The organism is Streptomyces sp. NBC_01485, from assembly GCF_036227125.1.
GTDB lineage: Bacteria > Actinomycetota > Actinomycetes > Streptomycetales > Streptomycetaceae > Streptomyces.
In genome coordinates, this window is record NZ_CP109435.1 from 4,884,177 (window position 1) to 4,900,183 (window position 16,007).

The following is a 16,007-nucleotide window of genomic DNA, read 5'->3' on the forward strand; positions in this document are numbered from 1 at the left end:
CTGCTCCTCCCCGTAAGGATCTCCCGTGGTTGCTCCCTCCCACCGCCGGTCCCTCCGCTCGCGCCGCGTCCTCGTCGTCTCCGCAGCCGTCGTGGCCGCGGGCGTCGGCGCCGGGGTCGTCGTGATGAACGCGAACGCCGGAACCGTCGATCTTTACCATCAGACGCTCGCCGCCAAGGACGGCTGGGCCTCCTCCGGCGCGGGTACGACCGGTGGCAGCAAGGCCGACGCCGCGCACACCTTCACGGTCTCCACCCGCGCCCAACTGGTGAAGGCGCTGGGCTCGGCGTCCGACAAGGCCCCCCGGATCATCAGGGTCAAGGGCACGATCGACGCCAACACGAACGACGCCGGCAAGAAGCTGACCTGCGCCGACTACGCGGCGGGCACCGGCTACTCGCTGGCGTCGTACCTCAAGGCGTACGACCCCGCCACCTACGGCAGGTCGAAGCTCCCCTCCGGCAGCCAGGAGAAGGCCCGCGACGCGGCGCAGGACAAGCAGGCGAAGAACATCGTCTTCAAGGTGCCGGCCAACACGTCCGTCGTGGGCGTGCCGGGCACGGGCGCCGGGATCTCCGGCGGCATGCTCCGGATCCAGGGCGTGGACAACGTCATCGTCCGCAACCTGGACTTCTCGGCCACCGAGGACTGCTTCCCGCAGTGGGACCCGACCGACGGCGACGACGGCAACTGGAACTCGAACTACGACTCCGTCACCCTGCGCGGCGCGACCCACGTCTGGGCCGACCACAACACGTTCACCGACGCCGCCCACTTCGACACGGCCAACCCGAAGTACTACGGCCGCGAGTACCAGATCCACGACGGCGCCCTCGACATCACCAAGAGCTCGGACCTGGTGACGGTCTCGCGCAACCAGTTCACCAACCACGACAAGACGATGCTCATCGGCGGCAGCGACAGCGAGCCCGCCGGCAAGCTGCGCGTGTCCATCCACCACAACATCTGGAAGGGCATCGTCCAGCGCGCCCCGCTGGCCCGCGTCGGCCAGGTGCACATCTACAACAACTACTACGACGTCACGACCGTGAACGGCTACGTGACGCAGTACAGCATCAACGCCCGCGCCAAGGCCCAGGTCATCGCGGAGGACAACTACTGGAAGGTCCCGGTGGGCGGCAAGGTCGCCAAGCTGATCAGCAGCGACGGCACCGGCTCGGTCAGGAGCAGCGGCAACCTCGTCAACGGCAAGGCCACCGACGTCGTCGCCGCGTACAACGCCGCCTCGTCGAAGGACCTGAGGACGACCGTCAACTGGACGCCGACCCTGACGGCGGGCCTGGAGCCGTCCGCGAAGAACCTGCCCGCGTCGCTGGCCACGACGACGGGTGCCGGGGTGCTGTCGTAGCGGCGGGCGGTGGGTGACGGGCCCGGGGGGCGTGCGCTTCCGCTTCCCGGGCCGCAGTCCCTCACCCGGGTCAGGGCAGAACGGCTCCCGTCCACGCCGCCGCGCTCCGGTCGACGCCTTCGAGCCGCGCGTCGGTGAGAACGGCGTCGGTGAAGTTCGCGTCCTTGACGATCGCCGCGGGGTGGGTGTCGTCCTTCCCGAGGTCGGCGCCCCGGAGGGACGCGCCCGTCAGATCAACCCGCGTCAGGTTCGCGCCGGTCAAGGCGGCCCCGTCGAGGTCGGTGCCGTCTCCGTTCTCCGTGGGCATCGCGTACGCGCCGGTGAGGTCGGCGCCGGTCAGTGTCGCGCCGGTGAGCTGCGCGCCGTCCAGCCAGGCGCCGGTGAGGTCGGCATCGGTGAACCGGGCGTTATAGAAAACGCCGGAGCTCAACATGGCCCCCTCCATACGGGCCTTGTCGAACCAGACGACTTGGAAGGTGCCGTTGCGCAGGTCGGCCCGGCTCAGGTCGGCGTCCCGCATGTCCGCGTCGGAGAGGTCCAGACCGGAGAGGTCGGCGCCCACCAGGAACGTTTCACGCAGATTGATGTACGGATCCCCGTCCACCGTCTGCGTACGCGACCCCAGCACCTCGAGGGCGGCCGCCACGTCCTCGGCGGGGCGCGTCTTCTGGTTCTTGCGCAGACGGTCGGCGGTCTTCTTCGCGGGCATTTTCGCGCGTTCGCGGACGTAGGAGCTCAGTATCTTGACGATCCTGGGCTGTTCGCTCGGTGAGTCCCGCATGATGCGCTGGAGGGCGTAGATGCTGCTGACCCGGACGTTGATCGAGTCGTCCCCCAGGCGGTCGACGGTGTCGCCGTAGGTGGTGGCCACCTGCTCGCGCTTGGTGAGACCGAGCGTCTCGTTGGCCTGCGAGATCGTCACGTAGGTGAAGGAGAGCGCCAGCAGGGCCGGAATCGTCGGCATCGCCGTGGCGACCCACATGTAGCGCTGCCAGCGGCTCGCGTCGCCGACGGAGGCGGGGGCGGGGGCGGGGGCGGCCACCGGTGCGGGTGCCGGGCCTGGCGCGGGTACGGGGGCGAGCTGGGCGGGGTCCAGCAGGACGAACCACCGGGAGGCGTGCAGCCGGTCCTGGACGGTGGCCAGCAGAGCCGTGAGGGCGGACAGGGCCGCGGTCGTCCCGTCGCGCAGGACCTGCCCCGCCGCCTCCGCCAGGGTCTCGGTCACGCGCGCGGTGTGCGCCTGCGCTTCGGCTTGCCGGTCCGTGTCGACGGGTAGGCCGTCCCGGGCGAAGTCCCGGAGTGCGGCGCACAGTTCGGCCATGCGCAGGTCGAGGACGGTCGCTTCCGGGGGCACCGCGCGCAACGCGTCGCGGCAGGCGGTCAGCGCGCCCAGGCAGGCGAGCAGAGGCGGCTCCTGCCGTGCCCAGAGGCCGAAACTCCGCAGCGCCGCCCGCCGGATGCGCCACGCCGCCACGGGCAGCGCCAGCGCCAACCCGAAGAACGGACCCGACTCGGCGCCGCTCCACCAGGGCCCGGGCTCTTCCTCGCACCCGGTCAGCAGGGACCAGGAGGCGCAGTAGTCGCTGTCGGGGATGTACCACCCGTCCTCGCCCAGAAGCCATTCCAAGTAGTAGTACAGGGACGGCAGTTGCTCGAACGGACCGTCGTAGAAGTAGTCGCCGACGATCAGCCAGGTCCCGAGCAGGAGGCCGCACAGCAGCAGGCTGAGCGGCACCGCCACGCTCCACACCCGGCGGCCGGCCACCAGCACGCGGGCCGAGCGGTCCGCCTCCACCAGGCGGCGCAGGAGCTGGTCGAACGGTGTCGCGGCGGCCACTCCCAGATACTGGCGCAGCGCCAGCGCGGAGCTCAGGCGGCGGCGTAGGGCCTCCGTGTGCGGCCGGACGGCGCGGCGGGGCACGAGGGCCACCCGGCGTCCCGTGTGCCGGTGCGGATCGCGGAAGGCGGCCGCCCTTGCGACCAGCCGCCACACCGCCATCGTCAGGGCGTACGCGACCGCCCCGCCCAGGAAGGCGCGTATCCAGTCGGCCCAGGATGTGAAGTCCACCGCGTTCCCCCGCCCCCACACGACCCATTGCCGTTGAAACGGCGCTCGTGGAGTATGCCCAGGGTGTGGGCCGCCAGACCCTCAGGCCCTCAGCCCAGGCCAGAGCATGTGCGGCAGGGAAGTCACAAGAGACGCACAAGTTCTGCACAAGGGGTGGGTTACGGTCCTCTCGACTTGACCGGACCATGCCAGAGCATCGTCTCGCTTCGGTGATCGGCGTTCACGAGCCGAACGCGTCATCCGTCCCTCACTCGTCCCCGCCACGAAGGGCCCTTCCACACCCATGCCCAGACCACTGTCCCCAGTCGTCTCGCTCGCGGCGACGGTCACCGTGGCCGCCGCCTCGCTGGTCGCCGTCGCACCCGCACCGGCGTCGGCCGCGCTGCCCGGCGACTTCGCCACCGTCATGAACGCCGCCAGCGGCCGCTGTCTCGACGCCCGCGAGGCCTCCACGGCGAACGGCACCGCCGTGCAGCAGTACTCCTGCAACAACACCACCGCCCAGCAGTGGGGTTTCACCGGCACCGGCGACGGCTACGTCCGGATCAACAACCGCAACAACACCAACCAGGTCGTGGACGTCACCGACGTGTCCACGGCCGACAGCGCGCCCATGCAGCTGTGGGAGTACGGCGGCGGTCCCAACCAGCAGTGGCTGCCGGTCCACGAGGGCGGCGGCGCCTACCACTTCGTCAACCGCAACAGCGGCAAGTGCCTGGACGACCCGGCGGCCTCGACCGCCGACAGCGTGCAGTTCGCGCAGTACACCTGCAACGGGACGGCGGCCCAGCGGTTCCAGGTGACGCCCGTGGCCCAGTCGACGGTCAACCCCGACCTCGGCCCGAACGTGGTGATATTCGACCCGTCGATGGCGTCCTCGACGATCCAGAACCGGCTCGACGGCATCTTCTCGCAGCAGGAGACGAACCAGTTCGGCTCCGAGCGCTACGCCGTGCTGTTCAAGCCGGGCGCCTACAGCGCGGACGTCAACGTCGGCTTCTACACGCAGGTCGCGGGGCTCGGTCTGTCGCCGGACGCGGTGACGGTCAACGGGGCGGTGCACGCGGAGGCCGACTGGTTCCAGGGCAACGCGACGCAGAACTTCTGGCGCGGCGCCGAGAACCTCTCGGTCAACCCGGTCAACGGCAACGACCGTTGGGCGGTCTCGCAGGCGGCGCCGTACCGGCGTATGCACCTGCGCGGCAACCTCGCCCTGGACGACAACGGCTGGTCGAGCGGCGGTCTGCTCGCCGACAGCAAGATCGACGGTCAGGTCGACTCCGGCAGCCAGCAGCAGTGGCTGACCCGCAACTCCCAGCTCGGCAGCTGGACCGGTAAGAACTGGAACCAGGTCTTCGTCGGCAGCCAGGGCGTGCCGGGCAACAGCTTCCCCAACCCGCCGTACACGACGGTCGCGCAGAGCCCGGTCGGCCGGGAGAAGCCGTTCCTCTACATCGACGAGAACGGCGCCTACCAGGTGTTCGTGCCGTCCGTGCGCACCAACTCCACGGCGACCAGTTGGGCGGACGGCACTCCCGCCGGCAGCTCGCTGTCCCTGAACAGCTTCTACGTGGTGAAGCCGGGCGCGACCGCCTCGGCCGTCAACGCGGCGCTGGCGGCGGGCAAGAACCTCCTGGTCACCCCGGGCGTGTACCACCTGAACCAGACGCTCCAGGTGAACCGCGCCGACACGGTCGTCCTGGGTCTCGGCCTGGCCACGTTCATCCCGGACAACGGCATCACCGCGATGAAGGTGGCCGACGTCGACGGCGTGAAGATCGCGGGTGTCCTCTTCGACGCCGGCACCACCAACTCGCCCTCCCTGCTGGAGGTCGGCGCGGCCGGCTCCTCCGCCTCCCACGCGGCCGACCCGAGTTCCCTGCACGACGTGTACTTCCGCGTCGGCGGCGCCGGCGTCGGCAAGGCGACCACGAGCCTCGTCGTCAACAGCGACAACGTCATCGGCGACCACACCTGGATCTGGCGCGCCGACCACGGCGACGGCGTCGGCTGGGACAGGAACACCGCGGACACCGGCCTGATCGTCAACGGTGACGACGTGACGATGTACGGCCTGTTCGTCGAGCACTTCCAGAAGTACCAGACCATCTGGAACGGCAACGGCGGCAAGACGTTCTTCTACCAGAACGAGATGCCGTACGACCCGCCGAACCAGGATGCCTGGATGAACGGCTCCACGCTGGGCTACGCCGCCTACAAGGTCGCCGACTCGGTCACCAGCCACCAGGCCTACGGCCTGGGCAGCTACTGCTTCTTCCAGGACAACCCGAGCGTGGCCGCCGAGCACGCCATCGAGTCGCCGAACCGCCCGGGCGTGCGCTTCCAGAACATGGTGACGGTCTCCCTCGGCGGCGTCGGCAGCATCTGGCACGTCGCCAACCGCACGGGCGATTCGGCCGCCTCGTTCAACAACGTGGCCACTCTGACCAACTACCCGTAAGCCACCGCCTCTTGGCCGCCCCTTGCCCGAGGGGCGGCCTCCGCACCCCCACTCTAAGGAGCGCGCACGACCATGTCCGCAACCCTCATGTCCTTGCCGCGCCGCACGGGCCGCACAGGCCGCAGAGGCGGCTTCACGGTCTTCGCCGTCGTCGCCGCCGTGCTCACCGCGCTGTCCACGGCGACACCCGCGCACGCCGCCTCCGGGTCGATCACCGGCCTCGCCGGAAAGTGCGTCGACGTGGCGGGCGCCGGCAGCGCCAACGGCACGGCCGTACAGCTCTACGACTGCAACGGCTCGAACGCCCAGATCTGGTCCAACTCCGGTGACGGCACCCTGCGCGCCCTCGGCAAGTGTCTCGACATCGCCGACCGCGGCACCGCCGACGGCGCGGCGGTCCAGCTGTGGGACTGCTCCGGCGGCTCCAACCAGCAGTGGGTCGTCTCCCCGGCGCACGACATCGTCAACCCGGCCGCCGACAAGTGCCTGGACGTCCGCGACAACACCAGCGCCAACGGCGCCCGGCTCCAGATCTGGTCCTGCTCCGGTGGCGCGAACCAGAAGTGGAACGCGCCCGCGGGCGGCGGAGGCGGCGGGGGCGGCGGCGGTACCACCCCGTCCGGGTTCGTGGTCACCGAGGCGCAGTTCAACGACATGTTCCCGAACCGGAACCCGTTCTACACGTACAGCGGTCTGATCGCCGCGCTGAACGCCTACCCGGGCTTCACCAACACCGGCAGCGACACGGTACGCAAGCAGGAGGCCGCCGCCTTCCTCGCCAACGTCAACCACGAGACGGGCGCGTTGGTGTACGTCGTGGAGCAGAACACCGCCAACTACCCCAACTACTGCGACTTCAGCCAGCCGTACGGCTGCCCGGCCGGCCAGTCGTCGTACTACGGCCGCGGTCCGATCCAGCTGTCGTGGAACTTCAACTACAAGGCGGTGGGCGACCAGTTGGGGGTCGACCTGCTCAACAACCCCTGGCTGCTGGAGACCGATGCGGCCATCGCCTGGCAGACCGGCCTCTGGTACTGGAACACGCAGAACGGCCCCGGCACGATGACGCCGCACGAGGCCATGGTCAACAGCGCCGGTTTCGGCGAGACGATCCGCTCCATCAACGGGGCCCTTGAGTGCGACGGCAGGGCCCCGGACGGGGTGCAGAGCCGGGTCGACGCCTACAACCGGTTCACCTCGATCCTCGGGGTGCCGACGGGCGGCAACCTGTACTGCTGAGGCGGGCACGGGCGTACGCGGCCGGCTTTCGTCCGAGGGTGACCATGTCCTGATCACCCTCGGACCGTCAGGTGTCGTACGCGCCGTCCCACGGTGCGAAGAAGGCGAGGCGGTCCGGGTAGAGCTCGGCCCAGTCCTCGCCTTCGGCGTCGTCCTTTCTGATCACCAGGCCGAACTGGACGTTCTCGTAGGTGAGTTGGAAGGGGCGGATCGCTATGTCCGTGTAGGCGCGGCGGGGCAGGCTGCGCAGCAGGGTCGCCAGGCGGACGCGGGCGCGGGTGAGGACCGAGTGCTCGCTGTGCGGGTCGCGTTGCTGCTCGGCCCAGGTGCCGGCGCACCAGATGTCCGAGTCGCGGTAGTGGCCCTCGGCGTCGAAGGTGTGCAGCACGGTGTAGAGGCGTTTGTGCTCTTCCCAGCCGTCGTCGAGGCGGAAACCCCGGGGGAAGGCGTAGGTGACCGACGCGAGGAACTGGCCGTCCGCGTACCGTCCGATGGACTCGGTGCGGTGCTTCGGCTGGTAGGCGATCGGGATGACCTCGGGGACCTCCATGGCGGAAACCATACGGCTTGGCAAGAACATGCCGAAGCCGAGGTAATCCCTACGCCTTTTCCTCTACATCTTCTCCTTCCACTTCTCCTTCTACCTCTGATCTTGCGCAGTGCTCCGTCCTTTAGGGCGGAGGTGAGGCGCATCCTTGGTACGGAGGCGCGGAGCGCCGGAGTTCTCTGCGTCTGCGTGGTGAGGGTCAGGTGGGTCGCTGCTGGTTCTCGATGTACTGGCGGACGACGGTGAGCGGTGCGCCGCCGCATGATCCGGCGAAGTAGGAGCCGGACCAGAAGTGTCCGCCCCACAGGTACCGGCGGACATGCGCGTCGTACTCCTGGCGGAGTCGGCGCGAGCTGACGCCCTTGAGGGAGTTGACCAGCTTGGAGAGCTGGACTTTGGGCGGGTAGTGCACGAGCAGGTGGATGTGGTCCTGTTCGCCGTTGAACTGTTTCAGCTCGGCCTCGAAGTCGTCGCAGACCTCCCGCATGATCTCTTCGGTGCGGGTAAGCATGGCGTCGGTGAACGCCTTCCGCCGGTACTTCGTGACAAAAACCAAGTGAACGTGCAGGTTGTAGACAACATGGCGACCGGTTCTGACATCGGGATTAGGGTTCCAGCGCGGTGACATAAACCAATGCTAAACTCCCGGCTGTGAATCACGACACCCTGGTCAAGCGGCAGTTCGGGCACCGTGCCCGGCTTGCGCTGTCGCCTGCCGAGGTGCTGAAGACGGACGACCAGGCGCACGCCGCCCGCACGATGTGGAACTGTCTGCACGCGTGGTGGCAGATGATGCCGAAGGAGAAGCGGACGCTCGGACACGCGGACGCCGCGATCCGGCAAGCCCGTCAGGACATCGACTTCCTGGCAGTCCTCCCCGCCCAGGCCGCGCAAGCGGTCCTCAAGACGTACTTCCAGGCGTGGAAGAACTGCTGGGAAGGGCGGGCGGACGCACCGAACTTCAAGGGCCGGTTCCGGTCGGTGATGTCGGTGGACATCCCGCAGGGCCGTGACCTCAACATCGTCCGCGTGCACCGACGCTGGGGCATGGCCAACATTCCCAAGGTGGGCCGGGTCCGCTTCCGCTGGACCAAAGACCTGCCGGTGGGCAAGCACGCAGGCGCACAGAACCGGATCACCGGGGCCCGGCTGGTCAAGGACGCGCTCGGATGGCACATCGCCTTCCGCGTCCAGACCCTTGAGATCAAGCCCGAACCCCACACCGGCCCCGAAGTCGGCATCGACGTCGGGATCAACGTGCCCATCGCCCTCTCCGACGGCGAAACCCACGGGCACGGCGAGTGGCTGACCGCCAAGGAGAAGGCCAGGCTTTCGCACCTGGAGCAGCGCGCCTCGCGGCGTAAGCAGCACCGCAAGCCCGGCGAGCGCACCAGCCACCGACTGCATCGCACCTATGACCAGATCGCAGGACTCCGCGCGAAAGCCAAGCGCCGGGCCCTGGACTGGCAGCACCGTACGACCACCGTCATCGCCAAGCAGTACGGCACTGTCGTGGTCGAAGCACTCACCATCACGAACATGGTCAAGTCGGCCAGGGGCACCGTCGAGGAGCCGGGCAACAACGTTGCCCAGAAGTCCGGGCTGAACCGCTCCATCAGCGGCGAAGCGTGGGGCCGTACGGTCACGATGCTGACCTACAAGACCGCCCAGCATGGCGGCACCCTCCACCAGGTCCCGGCCCCCAACACGTCCCGGCGATGCTCCGCATGCGGTTTCATCACGCCCGGGAGCCGGGAGAGCCAGGCCGTGTTCGTATGCAAGAACCCGGACTGCGGCTGGTCGGGCAACGCCGACCACAACGCAGCCCGCAACGTCTTGCACCTGTACCGGATGGGCCACGCGCTCATCCCGGCTGCCGGGAGGGCAGTCGTCAGGCGCGCGAAGCACGTCAAACCCGCTGCCGCAAGGTAAGCAGGAATCTCCCGGCTTCAGCCGGGAGAGCACTTCAATGCTTCTACGCAGCCGAAGGAGAGCCGTCAGGCCTCGGTGCCGCCGAAGCGCTCCTTGTAGTTCTCCAGGTCCTCGTCCGTGAGCTTGGCGAAGAGGACCGGGGGGACGGTGAAGGGGGTGCCGGCGGGGACGGAGGCGAGGGCCTTCGCCTCGTCCACGGTGACCCAGGTCGCCGTGTCGCCCGTGAGGGCGAACGCCTCGCGCATGGTCTTCGCCGTCGTCGGGATGAAGGGTTCCGAGACCACCGCGTAGAGGTGGATCAGGTTCATCGCCGTGCGCAGGGTGAGGGCCGCGCCCTCCTGGTCCGTCTTGATCTCCAGCCAGGGGGCCTTCTCCTCCAGGTAGGAGTTGCCCGCGGACCACAGGGCGCGGAGCGCCGCGGCGGCCTTGCGGAACTGGAGGGACTCCATCTGCTGCTCGTACTCGCCGAGCAGGCCGGCGATCTGCCCGCCGAGCTTCGCCTCCGCCTCGCCGGGCGCGCTGCCCGCCGGGACCTCGTCGCCGAAGCGCTTCCTGGAGAAGGACAGGACGCGGTTGACGAAGTTGCCGAGGGTGTCGGCGAGGTCCTTGTTGACCGTCGCCGTGAAGTGCTCCCAGGTGAAGGACGAGTCGTCCGACTCGGGGGCGTTGGCGATGAGGAAGTAGCGCCAGTAGTCGGCCGGGAGGACGCTGAGGGCCTGGTCGGTGAAGACGCCGCGCTTCTGGGACGTGGAGAACTTACCGCCGTAGTACGTCAGCCAGTTGAAGGCCTTGACGTAGTCGACCTTCTTCCACGGCTCGCGGACGCCGAGCTCCGTGGCCGGGAACATCACCGTGTGGAACGGGACGTTGTCCTTCGCCATGAACTCCGTGTAGCGGACGTCGGTGTCGACGTCGTACCACCACGACTTCCAGTCACGGGTGGCCGGGTCGAGGTCCGACCACTCCTTCGTCGCGCCGATGTACTCGATCGGGGCGTCGAACCAGACGTAGAAGACCTTGCCGTCCGCCGCCAGCTCCGGCCACGTGTCCGACGGGACCGGGACGCCCCAGTCCAGGTCGCGGGTGATCGCGCGGTCGTGCAGGCCCTCCGTCAGCCACTTGCGGGCGATGGAGGACGCGAGCTGCGGCCAGTCCGCCTCGTGGCGGGAGACCCACTCCTCGACCTCGTGCTGGAGCTTCGACTGGAGGAGGAAGAGGTGCTTGGTCTCCCGGACCTCCAGCTCCGTGGAGCCGCTGATCGCCGAGCGCGGGTCGATCAGGTCCGTCGGGTCCAGGACGCGGGTGCAGTTCTCGCACTGGTCGCCGCGGGCCTTGTCGTAGCCGCAGTGGGGGCAGGTGCCCTCGACGTAGCGGTCCGGGAGGAAGCGGCCGTCGGCGGGGCTGTACACCTGGCGGATCGCGCGCTCTTCGATGAAGCCGTTCTCGTCGAGACGGCGGGCGAAGTGCTGGGTGATCTCGACGTTCTGGGGACTCGAACTCCGGCCGAAGTAGTCGAAGGCGAGCGCGAAGCCGTCGTAGACCGCCTTCTGCGCGTCGTGCGCCTGCGCGCAGAACTCGGCTACGGGGATGCCCTGCGCCTTCGCCGCCAGTTCGGCCGGGGTGCCGTGCTCGTCCGTCGCGCAGATGTAGAGGACGTCGTGGCCGCGCTGGCGGAGATAGCGGGAGTACACGTCCGCCGGGAGCATGGACCCCACCATGTTGCCCAGGTGCTTGATCCCGTTGATGTAGGGAAGGGCGCTGGTGATGAGGTGTCGAGCCATTGCGGGCTGCTCCCGGGTTGGTTTCCTGCTGCTTCGCGAACCTTGGAATCGTAGCCGCGAGTGGACAGCAGGCGCGCCCGTATATACTTGAGGTGCGCTTATATATGTGGGGAGGTCTGGCATGTCGAAGCTGCTCATCGAGGTCGACGACGAGGCTCTGGCGGAGGCCCAGGTCCTGCTGGGCACGAAGACCAAGAAGGACACCGTCAACACCGCGCTGCTGGAAGTCGCCAAGCGGCGCAGCCGGGCCATAGCGCTGGCCAAGCTCCGCGAGAGGGGGGCGCGCGGTGACTTCGACATCCTTCTCGACAAGAGGAACTACCGCCGGTGAGTGACCTCTCGTATCTGATCGACACCTCGGCCGCCGTGCGTCTGCTCAGCAGCGATGCGTACGACGAGCGATGGGGGCAGGTGCTCGACAACGGGCTGGTCGCACTGTGCGATCTGACCGAGCTGGAGATCCTCTTCTCCGCGCGCGGGCGAGCGGACCGTGAAGGTATTCAGGAGGAGCTGCGCCAACTGTTCAGCTGGACCCTGATGCCCGACGGCATCTATCAGCGCGCCCGCGAGGTTCAGCAGCTTCTCACCGGCAACGGTGAGCACCGCTCGGCCGGGCCGGTCGACCTGCTCGTCGCCGCCACGGCCGAGTTGGCGGGCCTGACCCTGCTCCACCACGACCGGGACTTCGAGACCGTGGCCGGCCGTACGGGCCAGCCGACGGTCTGGCTGGCCGAGCCCGAGCCCGAGCCCGAGCCCGAGTCCTGAGAACAGCGAGTGGGTATGACCGGGCCCCGGTCATACCCACTCACGTCCACGCTCACGTTCGTTCGTGACTACGCGCTCGGCTTCTCCTCCAGGCGCGGGAAGAGCACCGCGCCCTTGGTGATCGTCGCGCCCGCCGGGAGCCGGCCCCAGGAGGCGGCGTCGGCGACCTTCTGGTCGGGGAGCGCGCCGAGAACGGCGTCCGCGCCGAGGGAGTCCCAGAGCTTCTGCGAGGTGTCCGGCATGACCGGGTTGAGCAGCACGGCCACCGCGCGGAGCGCCTCCGCGGCCGTGTAGAGGATCGTCGCCAGGCGGGCCCTGCCCTCCGGCGAATCGTCCTTCGCGACCTTCCAGGGCTCCTGCTCCGTGATGTAGCCGTTGACCTGCTTCACGAAGTCGAAGATCGCCAGGATGCCGCCCTGGAAGTCCACGTCGTCGCCGATCCGCCGGTCGGCCTCCGCGACGGCCTTCGCCAGCCCGTCCTGGATCGCCTTCTCCGCATCGCCCGCGGCCGTCGCCTCCGGCAGGGTGCCGCCGAAGTACTTGCCGACCATCGCGGCCACGCGCGACGCGAGGTTGCCGTAGTCGTTCGCCAGCTCGCTCGTGTAGCGGGCGGAGAAGTCCTCCCAGGAGAACGAGCCGTCCTGGCCGAACGCGATGGCGCGCAGGAAGTACCAGCGGTACGCGTCCACACCGAAGTGGGATGTCAGGTCCTGCGGTTTGATGCCCGTCAGGTTCGACTTCGACATCTTCTCGCCGCCGACCATCAGCCAGCCGTTGGCCGCGATCTTGCCCGGCAGCGGGAGGTCCTGCGCCATCAGCATCGCGGGCCAGATGATCGCGTGGAAGCGGAGGATGTCCTTGCCGACCAGATGCACGTCGGCGGGGAAGGTGTTCCCGAACTTCTCCGGGTTCTCGTTGTAGCCGACCGCCGTCGCGTAGTTCAGCAGCGCGTCGATCCACACGTAGATCACGTGCTTGTCGTCCCACGGGACCGGGACGCCCCAGTCGAAGGTGGAACGGGAGATGGAGAGGTCCTGGAGGCCCTGGCGGACGAAGTTCACGACCTCGTTGCGCGCGGACTCGGGCTGGATGAAGTCCGGGTTCGCCTCGTAGTGGGCGAGCAGCTTCTCGCCGTACTCGCTGAGCTTGAAGAAGTAGTTCTCCTCCTTGAGGATCTCCACCGGCTTCTTGTGGATGGCACACAGCTTCGTGCCGTCCTCGGCCTCGATGAGGTCGCCGGGGAGTTTGTACTCCTCACAGCCCACGCAGTACGGGCCCTCGTAGCCGCCCTTGTAGATCTCGCCCTTGGCGTGGAGATCCTGGACGAACTCCTGGACACGGTCCGTGTGACGCCTCTCCGTCGTGCGGATGAAGTCGTCGTTCGCGATCTCCAGGTGTTCCCAGAGGGGCTTCCAGGCCTCGTCGACGAGCTTGTCCGCCCACTCCTGCGGGCTGACGCCGTTCGCCTCCGCGGTGCGCATGATCTTCTGACCGTGCTCGTCCGTGCCGGTGAGGTACCACACCCTCTCGCCGCGCTGACGGTGCCAGCGCGTGAGTACGTCGCCTGCGACGGTCGTATAGGCGTGGCCCAGGTGAGGAGCGTCGTTGACGTAATAAATCGGGGTGGAGACGTAGTACGCCTTCCCGCCCTGCTTCTCGGATCCAGTGGCCGCCATGGCCGAAATCCTACTGGCCCGGGGAAGACCGACTCACGCCGATCACGGGCGGGGTACGGGCGGGGTACGGGCGGGGTACGGGCGGGAGGATTACGGGGACAGGGCCCGGGGTACAGCCGGGCCCTGTCGGGCGTTGTTACGGGCGCCAGTCGATCAGGAGGCCGTCGTAGAGTTCCGCGTCCGTGAGTTCGAGGGGAGTCGGGCCCGCGTGGAAGAAGGCCGTGTTGTCGGTCTTCAGTTTGCGGAGGTAGTCGAAGGCCTTGTTGTCGTGGTCGCCGAACGCGACGAACGAGAAGAACACCGAGGTGTGGGACTTCGCGGCGTCCGTGAGGGACTGGGTGGCCGGGGTCTTCGCGTCCGGGGCGCCGTCCGTCTGGAAGACGACGAGGGCGGGGGTGCCGGGGGTGGCGTTCTCGTCGTAGTGCGCGAGTACGGCTTCCACGGCCGCGTGGTAGCTCGTACGGCCCATGCGGCCGAGGCCGGCGTGGAGGTCGTCGATCTTGTTCTCGTGCTCGGGGAGGGTCAGCTCGCCGGTGCCGTCCAGCTCGGTGGAGAAGAAGACGACGTGGACGGTCGTCTCGTCCGGGGTGAGATGGGCGGCGAGGGCGAGGGTCTGCTCGGCGAGGGACTGGGCGGAGCCGTCCTTGTAGTACGGCCGCATGGACGCGGAGCGGTCGAGTACGAGGTAGACGTTGGCACGGGTGCCGGTGAGGCGGGTGTTCTCCAGGACGGTCGCGGCTGCCTGGTAGGCGGTCGCGAGGCCGGCGGGCAGTGGGGGTTGGCTGGGCAGGTCGGTCGCCTCGGCTTCGCCCTCGGCCGCCGTGTCCCCACCCGCACCACCCGTGCTGCTTTCGTCGTCGGCCGCGGGTGGCCCCTGCGGGGCGTCCTCGCCGTCGGCGGCTGCGGGCTCGGTCGCCTCGGCTGCGGGGGTGGGGGTGGGTTCTGCTGCGGGGGTGGCGACAGGGGCGGGAGCGTCGTCCTCGGTCGGCTCCGCCGCGGTCACGGGGGTGGGCTCGCTTTGTTCCGCCGCGGTCACGGGGGTGGCCGTGGGGTCCGACTCGGTGGCCGGGGCGGGAACGAGGGCGAGGGCCGGCTCCGGTTCGGTGGCCGGGGCGTGAGTGGGCTCCGTTTCGGTGGCCGATGCGGGAGCGGGCTCCGGTTCGGCGGCCGGCTCCTCGGCGACCGCGACCGGCTCGGGCTCGGCTTCGGGCTCGGGGGTGGTGTCAGCCTGCTCCACGGTGCCCGTCGGCTCCGAACCGGCTTCGACCTGCGGCTCTTCCTCGGCAGCGGGCTCGGCCTCCGCTTCCGCGACCGGCTCTGCTGCGGCTGCGGCTGCGGCTGCGGCTGCGTCCGGCTCGGGCGCGGTGTCCGGCTCGGGCTCAGCGACCGGTTCGGGCGCGGATGCCTCCGCCTCGGGCTCGGCGTCGGGGACGGCGGACTCGGTGACTACTTCCGGCTCGGGCTCCTCAGCCGTCGCCTCGGCCTTCGGCTCAACCGCTTCTGCGGCTGCCTCGGGCTCGGGCTGGGCCTCGGGGACGACGGGCTCGGCGGCGGCATCCGGTGCGGGCTCCTCGGTCACGGGCTCGGCCTCCGGCTCGGAACCGGCGTCGGCGGCGACCGTCTCGGCCACGGTTTCCGGCGCGGACTCCGCCGCCGCGGGCTCGGCTTCCGGCTCCGCCTTGGCGTCCGCCGTCGGTTCGGCGACTGCTGCCTCCGCTGCCGCCGTCGGCTCCTCCGCCACTGCGGCTGCGTCCGGCTCGGACACGGCGTCGGAGGCGACGGTCTCGGTCACCGTTTCCGGCGCGGGCTCCGCCTCGGCGGCCACCCTGGGCTCCTCGGCCTCCGGCTCCGCCTCGGCTTCCACCGCGGGCTTGGCCTCGGCCTCGGCCTCCGGCTCCGCCTTGGCGTCCGTCGTCGGTTCGGCGACTGCTGCCTCCGCTGCCGCCGTCGGCTCCTCCGCCACCGCCGCTGGCACCGGCTCGGCCACCTCGGCCTCAGCTTCCGGCTTCGCCTCAGCTTCCGGCTTCGCCTCGGCTGCCGCTGTCGTCGGCTCCGCCTCCTCCGCCGCAGGCGTCGTCTCCGTGTCCTCCGTTGACTTTGTCGGCTTGGGGACCGTTACGTTGTCGAAGGCTGCTGCGACCAGGTCGTGTTCGTCCTCGGTTGCCGGGC

At 69.2% G+C, this 16,007-nt stretch carries 12 protein-coding genes; 6 read left to right on the top strand and 6 right to left on the bottom strand.

Features of this window, described 5'->3' with window-relative positions; genetic code table 11:
* The first annotated feature begins 25 nt into the window (after positions 1–25).
* Positions 26–1,369, top strand: coding sequence for a pectate lyase family protein (locus OG352_RS22290; protein WP_329219219.1), 1,344 nt, complete (start codon positions 26–28; stop codon positions 1,367–1,369).
* A gap of 70 nt (positions 1,370–1,439) precedes the next feature.
* Here OG352_RS22290 and OG352_RS22295 read toward each other — a convergent pair whose 3' ends face one another.
* Positions 1,440–3,437 (bottom strand): pentapeptide repeat-containing protein, encoded by a 1,998-nt coding sequence (locus OG352_RS22295; protein ID WP_329219221.1) that lies wholly within the window; start codon positions 3,435–3,437, stop codon positions 1,440–1,442.
* 283 nt (positions 3,438–3,720) lie between these two features.
* Here OG352_RS22295 and OG352_RS22300 point away from each other — a divergent pair, with 283 nt between their 5' ends.
* Complete coding sequence (locus OG352_RS22300; protein WP_329219223.1) at positions 3,721–5,898, top strand: RICIN domain-containing protein; 2,178 nt, start codon at positions 3,721–3,723, stop codon at positions 5,896–5,898.
* Positions 5,899–5,985: 87 nt separating this feature from the next.
* Positions 5,986–7,137 (top strand): glycoside hydrolase family 19 protein, encoded by a 1,152-nt coding sequence (locus OG352_RS22305; protein ID WP_329223917.1) that lies wholly within the window; start codon positions 5,986–5,988, stop codon positions 7,135–7,137.
* 67 nt (positions 7,138–7,204) lie between these two features.
* Here OG352_RS22305 and OG352_RS22310 read toward each other — a convergent pair whose 3' ends face one another.
* Together OG352_RS22310 and tnpA are read right to left on the bottom strand one after the other, a co-directional pair.
* Positions 7,205–7,687 (bottom strand): hypothetical protein, encoded by a 483-nt coding sequence (locus OG352_RS22310; RefSeq protein ID WP_329219225.1) that lies wholly within the window; start codon positions 7,685–7,687, stop codon positions 7,205–7,207.
* A gap of 196 nt (positions 7,688–7,883) precedes the next feature.
* On the bottom strand, positions 7,884–8,312 hold the full coding sequence (tnpA, locus tag OG352_RS22315; protein ID WP_329216173.1) for an IS200/IS605 family transposase: 429 nt from the start codon (positions 8,310–8,312) through the stop codon (positions 7,884–7,886).
* Positions 8,313–8,335: 23 nt separating this feature from the next.
* Here tnpA and OG352_RS22320 point away from each other — a divergent pair, with 23 nt between their 5' ends.
* Complete coding sequence (locus OG352_RS22320) at positions 8,336–9,616, top strand: RNA-guided endonuclease InsQ/TnpB family protein (RefSeq protein ID WP_329219227.1); 1,281 nt, start codon at positions 8,336–8,338, stop codon at positions 9,614–9,616.
* 65 nt (positions 9,617–9,681) lie between these two features.
* Here the strand turns inward: OG352_RS22320 and metG (OG352_RS22325) are convergent, their stop codons facing one another.
* Positions 9,682–11,397, bottom strand: a complete 1,716-nt coding sequence (metG, locus tag OG352_RS22325; RefSeq protein WP_329219229.1) for a methionine--tRNA ligase — start codon at positions 11,395–11,397, stop codon at positions 9,682–9,684.
* A gap of 121 nt (positions 11,398–11,518) precedes the next feature.
* Between metG (OG352_RS22325) and OG352_RS22330 the strand changes: the two genes are divergently transcribed.
* A complete protein-coding gene (locus OG352_RS22330) occupies positions 11,519–11,728 on the top strand; it encodes a type II toxin-antitoxin system VapB family antitoxin (protein WP_164312127.1) in 210 nt (69 codons plus the stop codon).
* On the top strand, positions 11,725–12,162 hold the full coding sequence (locus OG352_RS22335; RefSeq protein ID WP_329219235.1) for a PIN domain nuclease: 438 nt from the start codon (positions 11,725–11,727) through the stop codon (positions 12,160–12,162). The genes OG352_RS22330 and OG352_RS22335 overlap by 4 nt, the downstream gene beginning before the upstream one ends.
* 68 nt (positions 12,163–12,230) lie before the next feature.
* Here the strand turns inward: OG352_RS22335 and metG (OG352_RS22340) are convergent, their stop codons facing one another.
* Positions 12,231–13,838, bottom strand: coding sequence for a methionine--tRNA ligase (gene metG, locus OG352_RS22340; protein WP_329219237.1), 1,608 nt, complete (start codon positions 13,836–13,838; stop codon positions 12,231–12,233).
* Between the two features lie 136 nt (positions 13,839–13,974).
* Complete coding sequence (locus OG352_RS22345) at positions 13,975–15,603, bottom strand: VWA domain-containing protein (RefSeq protein ID WP_443072493.1); 1,629 nt, start codon at positions 15,601–15,603, stop codon at positions 13,975–13,977.
* Between the last annotated feature and the right edge of the window lie 404 nt (positions 15,604–16,007).

Coding starts and splice junctions, on each gene's coding strand:
- OG352_RS22300 (WP_329219223.1), top strand. CDS start 3,721: ATGCCCAGACCACTGTCCCCAGTCGTCTCGCTCGCGGCGACGGTCACC.
- OG352_RS22305 (WP_329223917.1), top strand. CDS start 5,986: ATGTCCTTGCCGCGCCGCACGGGCCGCACAGGCCGCAGAGGCGGCTTC.
- OG352_RS22310 (WP_329219225.1), bottom strand. CDS start 7,687: ATGGAGGTCCCCGAGGTCATCCCGATCGCCTACCAGCCGAAGCACCGC.
- tnpA (WP_329216173.1), bottom strand. CDS start 8,312: ATGTCACCGCGCTGGAACCCTAATCCCGATGTCAGAACCGGTCGCCAT.
- metG (WP_329219229.1), bottom strand. CDS start 11,397: ATGGCTCGACACCTCATCACCAGCGCCCTTCCCTACATCAACGGGATC.
- OG352_RS22330 (WP_164312127.1), top strand. CDS start 11,519: ATGTCGAAGCTGCTCATCGAGGTCGACGACGAGGCTCTGGCGGAGGCC.
- metG (WP_329219237.1), bottom strand. CDS start 13,838: ATGGCGGCCACTGGATCCGAGAAGCAGGGCGGGAAGGCGTACTACGTC.